General features: G+C 54.9%; 16 protein-coding genes. 8 read left to right on the top strand and 8 right to left on the bottom strand.

Annotation, left to right across the window (positions count from 1 at the left end):
* Positions 1 to 31 precede the first annotated feature (31 nt).
* Positions 32 to 874, top strand: a complete 843-nt coding sequence (locus tag INF58_RS06900) for a LysR family transcriptional regulator (RefSeq protein ID WP_193527338.1) — start codon at positions 32 to 34, stop codon at positions 872 to 874.
* On the opposite strand, the gene INF58_RS06895 is transcribed toward INF58_RS06900, so the two are convergent.
* Together INF58_RS06895 and INF58_RS06890 are read right to left on the bottom strand one after the other, a co-directional pair.
* On the bottom strand, positions 861 to 2366 hold the full coding sequence (locus INF58_RS06895; protein ID WP_193527337.1) for a carboxylesterase/lipase family protein: 1506 nt from the start codon (positions 2364 to 2366) through the stop codon (positions 861 to 863). The two genes, INF58_RS06900 and INF58_RS06895, sit on opposite strands and share 14 nt — an antisense overlap.
* 42 nt (positions 2367 to 2408) lie before the next feature.
* Positions 2409 to 3752 (bottom strand): VOC family protein, encoded by a 1344-nt coding sequence (locus INF58_RS06890; protein ID WP_193527336.1) that lies wholly within the window; start codon positions 3750 to 3752, stop codon positions 2409 to 2411.
* A gap of 227 nt (positions 3753 to 3979) precedes the next feature.
* Here INF58_RS06890 and INF58_RS06885 point away from each other — a divergent pair, with 227 nt between their 5' ends.
* Entirely contained in the window at positions 3980 to 4903 is a 924-nt protein-coding gene (locus INF58_RS06885) for a LysR substrate-binding domain-containing protein (protein WP_063451367.1), read from the top strand.
* A gap of 41 nt (positions 4904 to 4944) precedes the next feature.
* Here the strand turns inward: INF58_RS06885 and INF58_RS06880 are convergent, their stop codons facing one another.
* From INF58_RS06880 to INF58_RS06870, 3 genes are all read right to left on the bottom strand, one after another.
* Positions 4945 to 6636 (bottom strand): methyl-accepting chemotaxis protein, encoded by a 1692-nt coding sequence (locus INF58_RS06880; RefSeq protein WP_193527335.1) that lies wholly within the window; start codon positions 6634 to 6636, stop codon positions 4945 to 4947.
* 159 nt (positions 6637 to 6795) lie between these two features.
* Positions 6796 to 7914 carry an S-(hydroxymethyl)glutathione dehydrogenase/class III alcohol dehydrogenase gene (locus tag INF58_RS06875; RefSeq protein ID WP_063866753.1) on the bottom strand — a complete coding sequence of 373 codons (1119 nt, stop codon included), beginning with the start codon at positions 7912 to 7914 and terminating at the stop codon, positions 6796 to 6798.
* A 32-nt stretch (positions 7915 to 7946) separates the two neighbouring features.
* The gene (locus INF58_RS06870; RefSeq protein ID WP_003857256.1) at positions 7947 to 8222 is read right to left on the bottom strand and encodes a metal/formaldehyde-sensitive transcriptional repressor; all 276 of its coding nucleotides are present in this window, start codon (positions 8220 to 8222) and stop codon (positions 7947 to 7949) included.
* 244 nt (positions 8223 to 8466) lie between these two features.
* On the opposite strand from INF58_RS06870, the gene INF58_RS06865 reads away from it, so the two are divergent.
* The 5 genes from INF58_RS06865 (at position 8467) to INF58_RS06845 (ending at position 10680) form a co-directional block, all read left to right on the top strand.
* The gene (locus tag INF58_RS06865) at positions 8467 to 9072 is read left to right on the top strand and encodes a transporter (protein ID WP_193527334.1); all 606 of its coding nucleotides are present in this window, start codon (positions 8467 to 8469) and stop codon (positions 9070 to 9072) included.
* A gap of 188 nt (positions 9073 to 9260) precedes the next feature.
* The gene (locus INF58_RS06860; RefSeq protein ID WP_003857263.1) at positions 9261 to 9533 is read left to right on the top strand and encodes a YqjD family protein; all 273 of its coding nucleotides are present in this window, start codon (positions 9261 to 9263) and stop codon (positions 9531 to 9533) included.
* A 187-nt stretch (positions 9534 to 9720) separates the two neighbouring features.
* Positions 9721 to 9960, top strand: coding sequence for a regulatory protein YcgZ (gene ycgZ, locus INF58_RS06855; RefSeq protein ID WP_003857265.1), 240 nt, complete (start codon positions 9721 to 9723; stop codon positions 9958 to 9960).
* A gap of 118 nt (positions 9961 to 10078) precedes the next feature.
* Positions 10079 to 10378, top strand: a complete 300-nt coding sequence (locus INF58_RS06850; protein WP_063866755.1) for a hypothetical protein — start codon at positions 10079 to 10081, stop codon at positions 10376 to 10378.
* A 23-nt stretch (positions 10379 to 10401) separates the two neighbouring features.
* Positions 10402 to 10680 (top strand): biofilm development regulator YmgB/AriR family protein, encoded by a 279-nt coding sequence (locus tag INF58_RS06845; RefSeq protein WP_193527333.1) that lies wholly within the window; start codon positions 10402 to 10404, stop codon positions 10678 to 10680.
* A gap of 85 nt (positions 10681 to 10765) precedes the next feature.
* Here the strand turns inward: INF58_RS06845 and INF58_RS06840 are convergent, their stop codons facing one another.
* The gene (locus INF58_RS06840; RefSeq protein WP_193527332.1) at positions 10766 to 12223 is read right to left on the bottom strand and encodes an EAL domain-containing protein; all 1458 of its coding nucleotides are present in this window, start codon (positions 12221 to 12223) and stop codon (positions 10766 to 10768) included.
* A 285-nt stretch (positions 12224 to 12508) separates the two neighbouring features.
* Here INF58_RS06840 and INF58_RS06835 point away from each other — a divergent pair, with 285 nt between their 5' ends.
* Positions 12509 to 13393 (top strand): MarR family transcriptional regulator, encoded by an 885-nt coding sequence (locus INF58_RS06835; RefSeq protein ID WP_193527331.1) that lies wholly within the window; start codon positions 12509 to 12511, stop codon positions 13391 to 13393.
* 34 nt (positions 13394 to 13427) lie between these two features.
* On the opposite strand, the gene INF58_RS06830 is transcribed toward INF58_RS06835, so the two are convergent.
* Positions 13428 to 14603 carry an HlyD family type I secretion periplasmic adaptor subunit gene (locus tag INF58_RS06830; protein WP_063866758.1) on the bottom strand — a complete coding sequence of 392 codons (1176 nt, stop codon included), beginning with the start codon at positions 14601 to 14603 and terminating at the stop codon, positions 13428 to 13430.
* A complete protein-coding gene (locus INF58_RS06825) occupies positions 14600 to 16765 on the bottom strand; it encodes a type I secretion system permease/ATPase (RefSeq protein WP_193527330.1) in 2166 nt (721 codons plus the stop codon). The genes INF58_RS06830 and INF58_RS06825 overlap by 4 nt, the downstream gene beginning before the upstream one ends.
* Positions 16766 to 16793 lie beyond the last annotated feature (28 nt).

Raw genomic sequence — 16793 nt, 5'->3', positions numbered from 1 at the left:
CCATGACAAAAACGCATAGCTAAGGTGAGATATGTCGCGTCGTTCATTTCCGCTTAATGCCGTAGAGACTTTTTTAGTGACCGCGCGTCACCTGAATCTGACCCATGCCGCAAAGGAGCTTTGCCTGACGCAGGGGGCGGTAAGCCGTAAAATCGCCGCGCTGGAAAGCTGGTTCGGCTTCCCGCTGTTCGAACGCCACGCGCGCGGCCTGCGTCTCTCATCACAGGGAAGCGCCCTGCTGCCGGAGCTGCAATCTGCGTTTGAACATCTGCTGAACGTTGCCGAGCAGGCGCGGACGCACCAGACCGTGATCCGCCTGAAAGCGCCAACCTGCGCGATGCGCTGGCTGGTGCCGCGGCTGCTACAGGTGGAGCGTGAACAGCCGGATCTGCAAATTGCGCTGACCACTACCACCGATCATAACGTCAATTTTAAAACCGAATCCTATGATGCGGCGATTGTGTTCGGGACACACATGAGCGCCGGCGATCTGCTGTTCGAAGAGGCCTTAACGCCGGTAATGAGCCCGCTGCGGGCCGGCTCTGCGCTGGAAACACTCACTTTCCTGCACCCGACGCGGGACAAAACGGACTGGACGCTGTGGCTGGCGAAACAGCCGCGCCCGGCGCCAGCTATGCTCAAAAATCAACACTTCGAAACGATGGATTTGGCTATTACCGCCGCTATTCAGGGGCTGGGCATCGCCATAGCGGATGAAACGCTGGTGGAGGAGGACGTGCGCGCCGGACGGCTGATGCGGCCTTACGATACGAGCATAAGAACCGGGGCGAGCTACCGGCTGGTATTCCGCGACGCACCCGGCCCGGGGAACGGGCTGGATGCGTTTCGCGCCTGTATGCTCAGTCGAGGCTGACGTGGTGTTTCATCACCCGTTTGAAGAGGCTCATACGGGCACGCATGAAGCGGTTTTCAAGCCGAAAGCCTGCATGTTTATTCACACCAATGCGTAACAGCACGTCCCGCCCTTTCCGGCAGGCGGGCCAGCGCGTCGGCCCCGGCAGGCTGTCACGTTTCCCCGCGTCCCGAGCGAAGCTCACCCAGTAGTCCGCCACCCGAGCCGCGAAGGACAGATCACGTTCGTTCACGTACTGTCGCGAGGGCTCAACCTGTCCGAGGGTATCGAACACGTAAGGCACTTCGTTGCCGTGCCATGCGCCGTTGATGTACGTCGCGTGCTCGGCTTCGGCCACATAATCAAACCAGTATCGCCAGCACAGGCCACCCGCTCGCTGCTGCGCCTGCATCACCACGTAGCCCATGGTGGTGAATGCCATGTCGCGGCACACCTGCCTGCCGAGCTCCTCATCGCCCTTCACGCCCGGATAAAGCAGCTTGATCAGCCCCAGACCAAAGCGCTGCTCGCGGCGGAGCTTCTGGATCTGCCCGGCCAGATCGACGCCGAACACCGACATCACGCTGGCTTCGTCGCTGTTCGACCCAATCATCACCGGCACAGGATGTTGACGGGCCGCGAAGAAGACGTCGAGCATGGCTTCAGGCAAAACGCAGTCGCCCACGATGGGCGCAGGCGCGATATTCAGCGGCGAGGTCAGCGGCCAGAACGCCTCCGGCGGGATCGCGCGAAGCTGTTCTGCGGTGGCGTTTTCCAGGCCGAAATGCGCGGCAATCGCTTCGCCTTTACGCATGGCCTGCTCGCGCGGGGTGTCCGGCAGCGTGTACCCGCTTTGCACAATGGCTTTATGGAACAGCCCTCCCGCAAGCGGGGACGCCATCAGCGAGAGTACGCTGCGCGCCCCGGCCGACTCGCCAAATACTGTGACGTTATCGGGATCGCCGCCGAACGCGGCAATATTATCGCGCACCCATTCCAGGGCCTGGATTTGATCGAGCAACGCAAAGTTATGCACTACGCGCTCTTCTTCACCCTCCAGCGCCGGATGGGCAAAAAAACCGAGGTGCCCAAGACGGTAATTTATCGTCACCACCACCGCGCCGCGCTTCGCCAGCGCCCTGCCGTTATACGGAGGCAGACCGCCAGCACCGAGGGTAAATCCCCCACCGTGCAGCCAGACCATCACCGGAAGCGGCGCGGCGCGCGCGATCGGCGACCAGACGTTAAGGTACAGGCAATCTTCAGAGAACTGACCGGGATCGCCGCCGCCCAGCTCCTGGCAGCTTTCGCCGCTCTGCCAGCTGGAGGCAGAGAACGCCGTCGCCGGGCGCACGCCGTCCCAGCGCGCGGGAGGACGCGGCGAGCGCCAGCGCAGGGAGCCAACCGGCGGGGCCGCATAGGGAATGCCGCACCACACGTGCGTATCGTCTTCAGTAAAACCAATCAGTGCGCCGTGGCGCGTTTCAACCACAGGGGCGGAGGGATTTTCCATAACAACCTTCTTTTTCCATCACACCCCAGCAGAGTAACGGTTTCAGAGCAAACCGCAACGCTGTTTGCTGCGCACTTCTGCCTCGTGGTAAAGGGAAAACTCGTCGTGTACCGCACAGCCGAGCGCGGCTTCGAAGGCCTGGCGGCTGGCATTGCCGTGGCTGCGCGCCTGCGTTTCATTGCCGAGATTTGACTGGAATATCCCCGCCGCGCTGACGGGCAGAAAATCTTCATAGGTGATCGGCTGCGCCACAACCCAGCCGCGCTCGATCAGCGGCTGCGGATCGTCGCCCGGACGAAACGCGTGGCGATGCGCCTCCCCCGTCGGGGTCAGACGGTAGCGGAAATAGGCCAGCGCCTGACGACGCAGAAAGATTTCGCTGTCCGGGAAGGCGCTGAAGATCTCGCGCAGATGAAGCTGGTGGGTCAGGTTGTCTTTGCCGGTCCCGGCCTGGTTTAGCAGGCTGTCGTACAGCTCGCGTCCTTTTGGCGTAAGCGCCACGCCGCGCTGCTCAATTTCACCGAAACGCGCGGTATGGGTGCCCTGGTCTTCTCCCGCGAAAAGCACCGGCTCTTCCAGCGCCTTGAAGCTGGTCTGGCGCAGGAGGATCGGCACCTCGCGACGCGGTGGGCCTTCAATCAGAATTTTAGGCTCAATGCCGTACTTCGGCATCAGCTCCTGCACCCGGTCGATATCCAGCGTGCGCGGCGTAAGATGGTTAATATGGCACCCCGGGAAACAGACCACGTCGGCAATCAGGCGATGTTCGTTGCTCAGCGCCAGATAGGTTTCCCGATCCACCGTGGCATGGCGATGCCAGCGGAAGGTTTCTAAGGCTTCCTGCACAAATTCACGCGCCTGCGCCCCGGTAAAGTGCCCCTGCGCATCATGCAGGTCGATCAGTTCAAGGCAGCGCGGCGTAAAGATATTGCGTCGGGAGAGGATCTCCGCCGCCTTTTCGCGCAGCGCAACGTTTTCTATCAGCTCCAGGCGCAGCAGGGAGGTAAAAATGCGAAACGGATTACGGCACAGCGCCGCATCGTCCGTGGGACGAAACGCCGTCGAGTGGACAGGCACGCCCGCCTGGGAGAGATCGTAATAGCTGACCGGGTGCATGCCCATAATGGCGAAGATCCGGCGCAGGGTGGAAAGTTCCTGCGCGGTGCCAACGCGGATCGCACCGTGACGTTCAACATTCAGGCGCGCCAGTTCGTCTGCGTTTGCCAGTTGTTCATGTAAAAGGGGGTTATTTTCCAGAACCGCCAGGTTAACGTCCGCCACCAGTTCCAGCAAGGTGCCGTACTGCGGAACTTCCTGCTGGTACATCGCCGACATAGCCTGCGAAAAGTGTTCCCGAATATCATCAGCCGTGATGGTGTTCGCCATGATGTCATGCCTCCAGTGAATACTACCTGGAGTGTAGAGAAGCCCGTTCCTTTCGTTGGGAAGAATTTAGAAATTGTGATCCAGGCAGACGAGTGGTCAAGGCGTGGGCGTTTTCGAAAAACAGTTGTAACTCAAACAGATCAAATGTTAAAAATATTTTGCTATCAGGTTATCAAATTCAAACATCTTAACTTGTCACCCGCGTCGCTCTGTTTTTAACATCGCCTATGGAAAAAAATGGTCTGTTCAGTCAGCGCATACGCTTGCGCCATTTGCATACTTTTGTGGCCGTCGCTCAACAGGGAACGCTGGGGCGAGCGGCTGAAACCCTTAACCTCAGTCAGCCTGCACTCTCCAAAACGCTGAACGAACTGGAGCAGCTTACCGGAACGCGCCTGTTCGATCGCGGTCGTCTGGGCGCTCAGCTTACCCTGGTGGGTGAACAGTTCCTGACGCACGCCGTTAAAGTTCTTGATGCGCTCAATACCGCTGGTCAGGCGTTAAATCGTAAAGAGGAGCCGGCCAGTGATATCGTGCGCGTGGGCGCGCTGCCGACGGCGGCGCTGGGTATACTGCCTGCGGCGATCGGCCAGTTCCACCGCCAGCAAAAGCACGCCACGCTTCAGGTCGCGACCATGAACAACACCATGCTGCTGGCGGGCCTGAAGTCAGGGGAGCTGGATTTGGGCATTGGTCGAATGTCCGATCCGGAACTGATGAGCGGTCTTAATTACGAACTGTTGTTCCTGGAATCACTGAAGCTAGTGGTGCGTCCGAATCATCCCCTGTTGCAGGATACCGTCACCCTGAGCCGCGTAATGGAGTGGCCGGTGGTGGTTTCACCGAAAGGAACCGTTCCCCGTCAGAATGCGGAAGCATTGCTGCAAATGCAGGGCTGCACGCTGCCGTCAGGATGTATTGAAACGCTTTCTGCGTCGCTTTCGCGCCAGCTGACGGTGGATTATGACTACGTGTGGTTTGTGCCGTCCGGCGCGGTGAAGGACGATCTGCGACGCGGCGTGCTCACGGCGCTGCCGGTCACATCGCCCGGGGCGGGTGAACCGATTGGGATCCTGACGCGGGTGGATGCCCCGCTCTCTGAAGGCGCCCAGGCGCTGCTCAGCGCCATTCGTAAATCAATGCCTCTCTGACCGTAAACGCAGGACCCGCCGCGAGGGCGGGTCTGTTTTATTCAGAACGTTTCCCAGTGATCACCTGAAACGGCCGCCGCCGGGGTTAAGGGCGCGGGCTTGACTGCGGATGCAGCCGCGGTGGTCCGTCCTGCGCGCGTCCCGTTGAGACGAAACGCACCGACGGCTTGCGTCAGGCGTGCGCCCTGCTCTTCCAGCGAGGCCGCCGCCGCCGAGGCTTCTTCCACCAGCGAGGCATTTTGCTGCGTCACTTTATCCATCTCGGAAATCGCCTGGCTCACCTGAACAATACCGCGGCTCTGCTCATCGGACGCCGCCGCAATCTCGAGCATGATATCGGTGACGCGTTTCACCGCCTCGACGATCTCATTCATGGTATTGCCCGCCGCAACCACTTCCCCGGAGCCCTGATCGATAAGCGACACCGATTCATTAATCAGGCTTTCAATCTCTTTCGCCGCGTTCGCGCTGCGGCTTGCCAGCGTGCGGACTTCGCTCGCCACTACCGCAAAGCCGCGCCCCTGTTCACCCGCACGCGCCGCCTCGACCGCCGCGTTGAGCGCCAGAATATTGGTCTGGAACGCGATGCTGTTAATCACGGCGGTAATTTCGGAGATCTTCTTCGAGCTGGTGGAAATATTACCCATGGTTTTCACCACGCCGGAGACCATTTGTCCCCCGCGGCTGGCCTTACCGGAGGCATCTTCCGCCAGCTTACTGGCATGATGCGCGTTATCGGCGTTCTGTTTCACCGTTGCGGTGAGCTGCTCCATGCTGGCCGCCGTCTGTTCAATGGCCGCCGCCTGCTGCTCGGTACGGGATGAGAGATCGGTGTTACCCGCAGAAATCTCGCTGGTTCCCCGGTAGATCTCCTCCGCTCCCTGCCGCACGGTGCCCACGGTGGTAACCAGCGCGTGCTGCATTGTTTGCAGATCGCGCGTCAGGCGGCCAATTTCGCTGCGCCCGGTCGGTTCGTCCGGCAAGGTCAAATCACCTTTTGCGATATTTTCGATACGCGCAGCGGCGCGCTGGAGCGGGCTAATCACCGTGCGGCGCAGCACCACGAAGGTGATGACGGCCAGTGCCAGCGCCAGGCCGAAAGCGCCGAACATAAATACCAGTCCCAGCCGGGTGCGGGTGTGAGCCTGTGCCGTTAGCGCGTTCGCGCGTTCGGTGCGGATTTTAATCGCCTTCAGCAGCACCGCGTTATAGGCATCGTCCAGCGGACGCGCGGTCTCATTTTCGTGGTTGATTATGGCTTCAAACATGCCGTTTTTGGCATATTTCAGCATCGGCTGCATGCCGGCAATGTAGGCGTCGTAGCGGGCTTTCAGATCGCCATCCAGCGCTTCATCAGCCGGGGTGCGAACGGAGCGCTTCATATAGGAAGCAAATCCATCCTGCGACTGTTTGAGGCGGGTTTCGGCTTCAGCGATGTTTTGCTTCATCGCCTCCATTTCGGCAATACGGCTCGCGGCCCCCGCGTGGATCATGTTGATACGGGCCGTGCGTAAATGGTTCGAACTGTTTGACAGCCCGGTGCGCACCTGGATTTCCGCCGTGACATCCTGCTGATCGTTATCGGCCTGGAGCAGGAAATACCCTGCCAGACCCGAGCTCAATGCAAACAGGAGAATAATGCCACCGAGAATGGAGGAAAACAGCGGAACCAGCCGGATGTGATGCAAGAAACCAAGCTTGTGCTGCGTCTGCATCGATGTTGTGTTGTCCATGACCGTCGACTCTCTTATAGGTAAGATGCGTAAAAACACGCCTGTAAAAGAGTCATCGGCACGGACGGGGATAAAATTACGCCTAAAAGCGCCAGACAGGTCACACTTTAGAAAAGATTGGGGAAGAAATGCCAGCGGCAAAAACCGCTGGCAGAATAATCAGTTGTCGCCGAAATGGATAACGGTACGAATGGATTTTCCTTCGTGCATCAGATCAAAGGCTTCGTTGATCTGATCCAGCGGCAGGCGGTGCGTAATGAACGGGTCGAGCTGAATTTTGCCGACCATCGCATCTTCTACCATGCCAGGCAGCTGAGTTCGGCCCTTCACGCCGCCAAATGCCGAACCACGCCATACTCGCCCCGTCACCAGCTGGAACGGACGGGTTTTGATCTCCTGACCCGCGCCGGCCACACCGATAATAATGCTTTCGCCCCAGCCCTTATGGCAGCACTCCAGCGCTGAGCGCATCACGTTGACGTTGCCGATACATTCGAAACTGAAGTCCACGCCGCCGTCGGTCAGCTCAACGATCACGTCCTGAACCGGCTTATCGTAGTCTTTCGGATTGATGAAATCGGTCGCCCCCATTTCACCTGCGAGCGTGAATTTCTCCGGGTTGGTATCTACAGCAATGATACGTCCGGCTTTTGCCTGTACCGCGCCCTGGATGACCGCCAGGCCGATCCCGCCCAGGCCGAACACCGCCACGGTGTCGCCCTCTTTCACTTTCGCCGTATTATGCACCGCACCAATACCGGTCGTTACGCCGCAGCCGAGCAGACAGACTTTATCCAGCGGGGCCTGCGGGTTAACTTTCGCCAGCGAGATCTCGGCGCACACCGTGTATTCGCTGAATGTGCTGGTACCCATGTAGTGATAAACAGGCTCACCGTTGTAGGAGAAACGGGTGGTGCCGTCCGGCATAAGCCCCTTGCCCTGCGTGGCGCGTACGGCCTGACAGAGGTTGGTTTTGCCGGACTTGCAGAACTTACACTCGCCGCACTCTGCGGTGTACAGCGGGATCACGTGGTCGCCGGGCTTCAGGCTGGTGACGCCTTCACCCACTTCCACCACCACACCGCCCCCTTCGTGGCCAAGCACCGCCGGGAATACGCCTTCCGGGTCGTCTCCGGACAGGGTAAACGCGTCGGTATGGCAGACGCCGGTGTGGGTAATTTTGATCAGCACTTCGCCTTTCTTCGGCGGAGCAACATCAATTTCAACGATTTTCAGCGGCTGGCCTGGGCCGAACGCGACGGCTGCGCGAGATTTCATGATGTCTTTCCCTTGTTGTGAGGTGTGTGGGTTTATTTTAGATAAGAGCGCAGCAAATGGCCGACTTCCGCCATCCGAACTGCCCGCTGGTCCGGGGTGGTCTCCCCCGTCACCAGCTCATCTTTGAGGTGAATTTCGACCATTTCCCCCATCAGGCCATTGGCAGCACCGCGCACGGCGGCGATTTGCTGCAAAATGGCGAGACAGGGATCGCCCGACTCCAGCGCGCGCTCAAGGGCATCAACCTGGCCTCGAATGCGGCGGACGCGGGTCAGAATACGTTTTTTATCTTCGGGTGAATGCGGCATACGCCCTCCTGATACTATAGAGGGGTATGGTACCTCGTATGCTATTGCTCTGTAAACCACAAGAAAAAAACGCTGAAATAAGCAAACAGCCTAAACGGTGCAAATGATATTTACGGTTTACTTTTGCCGCTGCGAAACCTATTTAGCTCGTAATGTTAAAAATCCACACTTATATGGCACGATGTGAACAGAAATAACATTCTCGTCACCTAACATACCTGCTACAAACAAAATGGTGGTGTTAATGATTGTACTAAAAAGCTTTTTATTCTTCGTTGGCGCGGCGGCAGCTTGCGCACTTATTATACTGTGTCTTTGGGTTGATATGCGGTTTGTTGGTCATGATATTCCGGAATTATCACTGACGGAAATTATGCAGGAAACGGTATTAGCGACCGTCGTCTTTCTCCATTTTCGTCTGGCAAAAATGGACGAATCCATGCGTTACTGCAATATTCTGGTGGGCGGATTTTTCCTGACGATGTTAATTCGGGAACTGGATGCGCTTTTTGATCTTCTTGCTCACGGGAGCTGGGTATGGTTCGCCCTGATTACCGCTCTGCTGGCCTTAATTCGTCCCGTTATGCATATTCGCGCTACCCTGGAACAGCTGGCAAAATACACCCAGTCCCCCTGGTATGGCATTTTGTTGAGCGGCCTGCTGGCCGTGCTGGTCTTCTCGCGACTCTTTGGCATGCAGGCGCTGTGGCACACCATCCTGGAGCATGGCTATATTCGTGTCGTGAAAAACGCCGTGGAGGAAGGTTCGGAATCGTTCGGCTATATGCTGTGCCTGGCTGCATCCCTTGGCTATTACGTTACCTTTCGCGCTAACGAACGCCAGAAATAATCCCTCGTCCCGCTGCGTATAAAAAGACGGCGAGGGAAATATCCATCATCTTCCCCCTTCGGGAGTAATGGTAGCCGTGTAAGAAAGACATATCCTAAAAATGAGTCATCGGATGCCGATTTTAGTGAATTCCCTCTCACTCTTGCAAACAGCGGCTATCCTTAGATTGTCAACAAAAGGAGGTAAGAATGTCTGATTTCGACACTGATAAAAATGCACAATACGCTGGCGATAAAGCCAAAAACAAACTTGATGAATTGTCCGGCTCTGCACAGCAGCAGTTTGGTGAATTCGTTGATTCGCCTAAACACCAGGTGAAGGGTGCTGCGAAAAAATATGCTGCCCAGGCCAGTGACGCCGTCTCGGACGTGACTGAAGCCGTCAGAAACAACCCGTTAACGGGCTTAATCGCTGCGGGTGCGGTAGGTATCGTTCTGGGACTTCTGCTGGGACGTAAATAATTTCAGGCCCTCCGGGGCCTTCTTTTTTCCCTCTTTTACCGCTTACTTCCCCCTAATTTTGATAGTTCTCATGGCGAAAGCCCGATCCTTACGAAAAACTTGTACAATTTATGTGTACAGATTTAACTGAATGGTATAAATTCGATGCCAGTGATGTTACAAAATTGTTTGTCAACGGTGGAAAATTATGCGTCGCAACCATGCTCCTTCAACAGCAGAAAGCGCTATTACTCTGTATTTTAACAAGGATAACGTGCCAACACAGCAGGAAACCCTTGGTGCCATCGTCAGTGAGATCATCAAAGAAAATGTACAATTGAGCAGAATGACAATTTGTACAAAGCTGCTGCGCAGAATCGAAGAATCAACGTCTGACGTTGAAAAAGCGCACTATAACGGTCTGATTGCCCTCTTCTTCGAGCGTTAACCTGAACACTGTTTTTTAACTTACTAAGTTAGTCATGCTGAGTGAGAATAGAGACTCTGGATGCGATGACTAACCCCATGCTACAGCCTGGCGCGTGTAGCAGAGTGAGATTGAAGCTATGCATAGAACTAAATTTGAACGACTTAAGGATGACCTTATCGGTGAGGCCGTTTTATCCATCATAAAAGAGAACGGACCCATTACCTTTGCGTCTCTTGCTAATCGCCTGCGGGCAATGGCTAACGTTGAATCAAATGATGAACGTAAAAATGCATTGATTGCTGCTGAAGATGAAGTGCGCCAGCGGGTAACCGGCGTATCGCACGATCGTGGAAGAGTGATGGGCGACTATGAAATTGGTCGCATGCGCTCTCTCTTCAGCCACACTACGCTTCTGACACCAGACAAGAAACACTAATTTTAACCGACACGGTGACCACCATGAGTAAAGCGATGACGCAGCAGACGTATAATTTTGAAGCACTGCACGATAAAGGACTGGCAGAACATTTCCTTAACGCCGGAAGGCATCTCAATGGTGAGGCTGAAGTGTTGGGCTCAGCAATACGCTGTATTCTGCTTACCGGTGACAATCTCTCGAATAAAGAGATTATTCTGCAACTGATTCACGCCCTGGAAATTACCGATGAGCCTGAAGCCTGCGATGTCATTCGTAACACGCTTGAAATTGTTGTCGGTTTTACTCGCGATGATATCTGAGAAGTCATTATTGCGGCGGTGAGTGCCTGTTTTTTGCGGGTGGTCGAATACTTAAGTATGTCGTACTACCCGCATAGTGAGGCGTTTAACTGAATAACCGTACCATCCGATCCAGCTCCTCTTCTTTCACTGCCCGTGAAAGGTAATATCCCTGAAATCGCTTAACGCCTAACGCGACAAGTTTTTGAAATTTTTCCTCGCTATCGACGCCTTCCGCAATGCATTCGGTTCCCGTCATGTCGCTATAAACCTGTATCGCTTTTATAATGCTATAGTCTTTGTCGTTAGCCATAAAGTGCTCAACAATATCGCGGTCAAGCTTCAGTCCATCGACATTAATCTGTCTGATGGGCAACATTACATGATATTTTGAAAAACAGTCATCCAGAAAAAGCCGACAACCCTCGGCGCGTAAACGCTGGAGGGTTTCGGGAATATTTTTATCCTTTGTTACGTCTATCGTTTCAGCGAGTTCAAAGACCAGCTTCTCGGCCCACTGCGGTTTTAGTAACATTTCGACGGCCTTTTTTGCCATCCCCGGCAGCGCATTTCCCGAAGCAAGCTGAGGAGGAATATTAACTGAAAAATAATATTTCCCATTGTATTTATTGATACCCGACACAGCCGCATGGATAACAAGCGCCGTCAGCTTGAGCCATATTTCACTGTTTTTTATCCCTCCCAGGAAATGGGCGGGCTTCAGGATCTGACCGTTTTTATTCCAGCGCAAGAGGATTTCAAACCCAACGCTTTTTTTATCACCATCCGTAATAATTTGATAAGCAGCAAAGATTTCTCGCTTATGTAACGCCTGTAATACATCTATTTCCGTTTCCGAAAACGCCTGTGATTTATTCTTTACTGCACAGACTTCATTCCTGAACACGCGCGCGTCGCTAAACCATACCCGAATAAGATACAGTTTACCTAAACCCACCTTCCGATGGGTATAAATCGTTTTATCTGACAGCCCTAACCTTTCACACTGCTCTTTGATCGAAACGCCCCGATAAAAATTCAGCAATACGGTTAACTCGCGATGTGTTAAACCATGCAGACTTTCTTTACCCTCTTTATCCGGTACGTTGCGCAGCAAGCGTAATGGGTCGGTACGCACGTCTGCATTATTTCTTACACAGCCCATTATTTCTGTAATATTCGCTATCCGAATAGTAGAAAGTTTTTTTGTATCATTAACGAGACTTCTCAATGTTGCATAAAGCCATCGCTCAGGTATTGCACCATACAGGGTGACGCTGTAAATTACCGGCAGTGCATTCAGAACGGACACCAGCCGCTTCAGGCTTTCCAGAAAGGCAGCAACGTCACGACCCAGAAAAACGGAAACCACAGGCGATTGATTTTCCATCATTTTTTCAACGTCAGCAGAACATATTTCATCCTCTTCGAAATGGAGCCTCGTGACGTTTACGCCACAGGACTTAAGGAGCAAGCTATACCCCTCGAAGGTGAAACCGCAGGCTGAAATAACAAATCGTTGCTTGTAGCAAGCATCCTGCATAAAAGGTAAAGTTTGAGACATAACCTGCTCCTGAGAATGTAAACACCATTCCCGCATGTGATGAAAGCTCATCTTTTTTTCGCATTGAATAATTTTACCGCACCCCCTTTGGTTAATAAACCGTTATCATTGTTATACGCAGGAACATCTTTGCGTTAATCAACCGACTCATCCATATGCATCATAAATATTACTTTCTTTGCATATAACGACAGTAACCAGGGCTTTCTCAAGGTATAATGAAAATTCCGAAAAAGAAGTCCGGATACTTCATCTCATCGGCTCAGACATAAAAGAGAAAATGCTATGGATAATCACATCTCATCCAGAGCTTTGCTACATCGACGGGATGTCATTAAAAACAACCCGCGATTTAGTGAAGCTATAAGAGAACACTACAGAATCAATGACGCCATTTATAAAAAGCAGCCCTTATTCTACAAAACGATGCTTCAGGAATCACGGTTCAACATAATACTGTCAATGTGTTGTTTTGTTTTTGGTAATCAGGCTGAATCGGTTTCCGAGATTAAGGCGCTATGCTCTCGTTATAATATTGCCAGCCCTAACAGCGTTATTGCGATCATCACCATACTTAAAACCACCGGGCGAATTAAGACCTGGCGTTGTACCGAAGATCGGCGAAAAACAAAAATCGCCCCTACAGAAAAAGGGCTGGATGAGCTTAAGCGCTATATGTCCGGAGCGTTTACCCCTGTAAGCATTCTTTATCCGGCATTTAATATTGATGTTAACCTGATGGACAATGAAATTCTGAGGCACAACTTTTTCCGGCGCGCCGCAGAATATCTTTTCCGCGGATTAACATTCAAAAAAGTGCTTCCGGAGGTAGGCTTGTTCATCGATAAAGATGGTGGCCGAATGATTATGCTTTATCTCTATTTGCAGGCCATTAAAAATAAAACCGCACACGGCGCCACGATAGCGTATTCAGCCAGCACGCTGGCAAAAGAATTTTTCGTTTCGCGTATTCATGTTAACCGGATTATCAAATCGGCGCAGGAGGCAGGTTATCTTAAAGATCGCGGCGATGGCCGGATGTCGGTTTATCCGGCCTTTATCGAGCTTGTCGAAAATTATACCGGACTCTATTTTGCGTACGTCACGCATTACATCAACGTGGTACCGAAAGAACGGCGCCATGCTCTTAACATGACGCCTTCACTCTAAGTCTTACCGGCGTTCGGTTTACTGAACGCCTTTTTTATCTCTCGCGCAGCGCCTCTTTTGCCTTATTCAACGGTTTCAACAGATAATCGAGGACCGATTTACTGCCGGTTTTGATATCGACCGTGGCTATCATGCCCGGGAAAACCGGAAAGGCTTTTCCCTGCTTGTTCGTCAGATGGTTACTGTCTGTACGGATATAGACGCGATAATAATAAACATCCCGTTTCACCTCATCCTGAAGGGTATCCGGGGAGATCATCGTCACCTGACCTTCCAGCCCGCCATAGATCGAGTAGTCGTAAGCGGTAATTTTCACCAGCGCTTTTTGTCCAGGATGGATAAACGCCACGTCGCGCGGCGAAATTTTCGCTTCGATGACCATCCGATCGTCAAGCGGCACCAGGCTCATCAGCTTGCCGTTCGGCGGGATCACCCCGCCCACCGTCGTGACGTCAATGTCCTTTACGATGCCGCGCACCGGGGCATTGAACGTTAAGCGGGTCAGCGAGTCTTCGCGCCCTTTCATGACGGAGCGCTGGGCTTCGATCTCCGCATTCGCCTTCGCCAGCTCTTCGCGCGCGCGGACGTAATACTGGTTTTTCATCTCGGTAATTTTATTCTCAAGCTCGTTCTTCTGGCGCTCGAGACGTAACACCTCCACTTTGCTGGCTGCGCCCTGAACCACCAGCGGACGGGTCAACGCCAGCTCGCGCTGCACAAGTTCCGCTCCCTGACGCAAACCGGCCAGACCTTTCTCCAGGCTCTCGCGGCGTGACTGATAAAGCGCCGTTTCCTGCTTAACCAGTTCGACGTCATCATCCAGCTCCGCCGGGAAGGTCAGCTCCGTGTCGTTAACTTCGGCCTTCAGGCGCGCGGCGGTGGCCAGCGCGGCGTTTAACCGGGATTCACTTTCCAGCACGCTGGATTCGGTTTTGGTGCGGTCGAGCTGTGCAAGCTGCTGACCGCGCTCGACGATATCGCCTTCGCGAACCAGCAGTCTGTGGATAATGCCGCCTTCCAGGGACTGAATCACCTGCTCGTGGGAGGACGGGATCACCTTGCCGCTGCCCGTGGTGACCTCATCCAGTTCGAACAGGCTGGCCCAGATGATAAATACCGCAAGCAAAGCGAACAGCGTCCATGCCACCAGCGACGATCGCGGCAGACGGGGTTCCTTCAACCGGCTGTTAAAGCGGGAGAAATCATTCATGCCACGCCCTCCGTTTTCAGTTTGACGGTGCGCTGCGGCGCCCGCTGCGGGGCCATTCCGTGCTGGCGCAAAATGGCATCACGTGGTCCGTCCATCACCACGCTGCCGTTTTCCAGGACGATGATGCGGTCAACCAGGTCCAGGATCGGCAGCCGATGCGTCGCCACCACCAGCGTCCGACGCTTGCCCAGCCACTGGTGCAGGTGCTGAATAAACTGCTTCTCGCTGACCTCATCCAGCCAGGCGGTGGGTTCATCCAGCAGCAGAATGTTCGGGGAGGTGATCAGCGCGCGGGCCAGCAGTAGCGCCTGACGCTGTCCGCCTGAAAGCCCGGCTCCCCCTTCGTTGATGATATAGTTCAGCCCCATTTTCTGCTTACGCACAAACTCCAGCGCGCCGCTGTTGACCAGCGCCTGATGGATTTCCTCGTCTGTCGCCAGCGGATTGCCCATCAGGATATTGTCACGCACGGAGCCGAAGAACAGCCGCGCCTGCTGGCTGAGCAGCTGCATGTCGCGGCGCACGTCAGCCGGGTCAAGGTGATTCAGGGCAATATCGTCCAGCAATATGCTGCCCTGCTGCGGCTCCTGCATTCCGGCCAACAAATGCAGCAAGGTGCTTTTCCCCGAACCATTACGCCCGAGCACCGCCACGCGCTCACCGGCGCGAATGTGCAGTTTGCTGATGTTCAGCACGGTGAGTTTCTCTTCTTCGTCATAGTAGAAGCCGACGTCTTCCAGCCGGTAATCCCCGCGCAGGTGGGCTTTGTGCACCTTCTTCCCGTGCTGGGGATCGTCAATCGGACGCTGCATCAGGTCGTCCAGCCCCTTTCGGGCCACCTTTGCCGACTGCCAGCGCGACAGCACGCCAGAAATCTGCGACAGGGGCGCGATGGTGCGGGACGCCAGAATCGAGGTTCCCACCAGCGCACCCGTGGTCATGTCGCCGCTGATGACCAGGTAACACCCCACAAGCAGCACCACGGCGTAGACGATAGACTGCACCTCCTGGGTCCAGGTCAGCAGCAGCCCCGTCAGCCAGCGCTGTTTCATGCCGACGCTCGCGGCCACGTCATTGGTGTTATTCCACTGGTTCTGGAACCGCTGCTCGGCGCGCATCAGCTTGATGTCTTCAAGGCCCTGCACCGCTTCCACCAGCGTGGCGTTACGAATGGCAGATTCTCGCATCCCTTCGCTGGAAAGTTTTCCCAGCGGGCGTTGCACCAGCAGGCCGGGAATAAGCAGTAGCGGCACGGCCAGCAGAACGACCAGAACCAGCGGGCCGCCAATCATCCACAGAATGAATACAAACAGCAGGAAGAACGGCAGATCGGAGATGGCCGCAATGGTGGTGGAGGTGATCAGCTCACGCACCGACTCCAGCTCGCGGATCTGGGCGATAAACGACCCTGTCGATTTCGACCGCGCGCCGTTTTTAATCCGCAGCGCGTGGGCAAACACGCGCTCGGAAATACGCAGGTCGGCGCGCTTCCCCACCACGTCCGAAATATGCACGCGCAGCATCCGCATGATGAATTCAAACACGATGGCGAGCATGACGCCGCCAAACAGCACCCACAGCGTGGCTTCCGACTGCGACGGCACCACCCTGTCATACACCTGCATGGAAAAGACCATGCCGGAAAGCGCCAGCACGTTGGCGACCAGCGCCACCAGCATGATGTCGCCGTAACGTCGCCAGTCTTTCAGCGCCAGCTGCCAGAACCAGTTTTTCTCATAGGGTTTGATGTAATCATCCACCCGCGCGTCCGGCGTGGACTCCAGCGGACGCAATACCATCAGCCCCTTTAAGCGCGAACTGAGCTCGTCGCGCGTCAGCGTCGTCTCCAGGCCGCCGTCGCCGCTGAACTGCACGCTGACGTTCCCTTCGTTGTCCATACGGTTGATGACCGCGATTTGCCCGCCGGTGAACTCGGCCAGCAGCGGTAAGCGCCACGGATCGAGCGATACGGCTTCAGCCGCCACCCAACGCATCCCCAGCCCAAGCTGGCGCGCCATCTCTTCGAGCACAAGCTGGCGCGGAGACTGACTTTCATGGTTAATCGTGACCCGAACATGCTCTGCTGAAAAATCCAGCCGATAATACTTCGCGATGATAAGCATGCCCTGCAACCAGGGTTCGTACTGTGGATGTGTCTTCATAATGCTACGTCCTGTTCAGGGCGGTAAT

Source organism: Enterobacter cloacae complex sp. P24RS (genome assembly GCF_014982165.1).
GTDB lineage: Bacteria > Pseudomonadota > Gammaproteobacteria > Enterobacterales > Enterobacteriaceae > Enterobacter > Enterobacter quasihormaechei.
The sequence above is the reverse complement of the archived record's forward strand: the minus strand, read 5'-3'. Positions and strand labels throughout refer to the sequence as shown.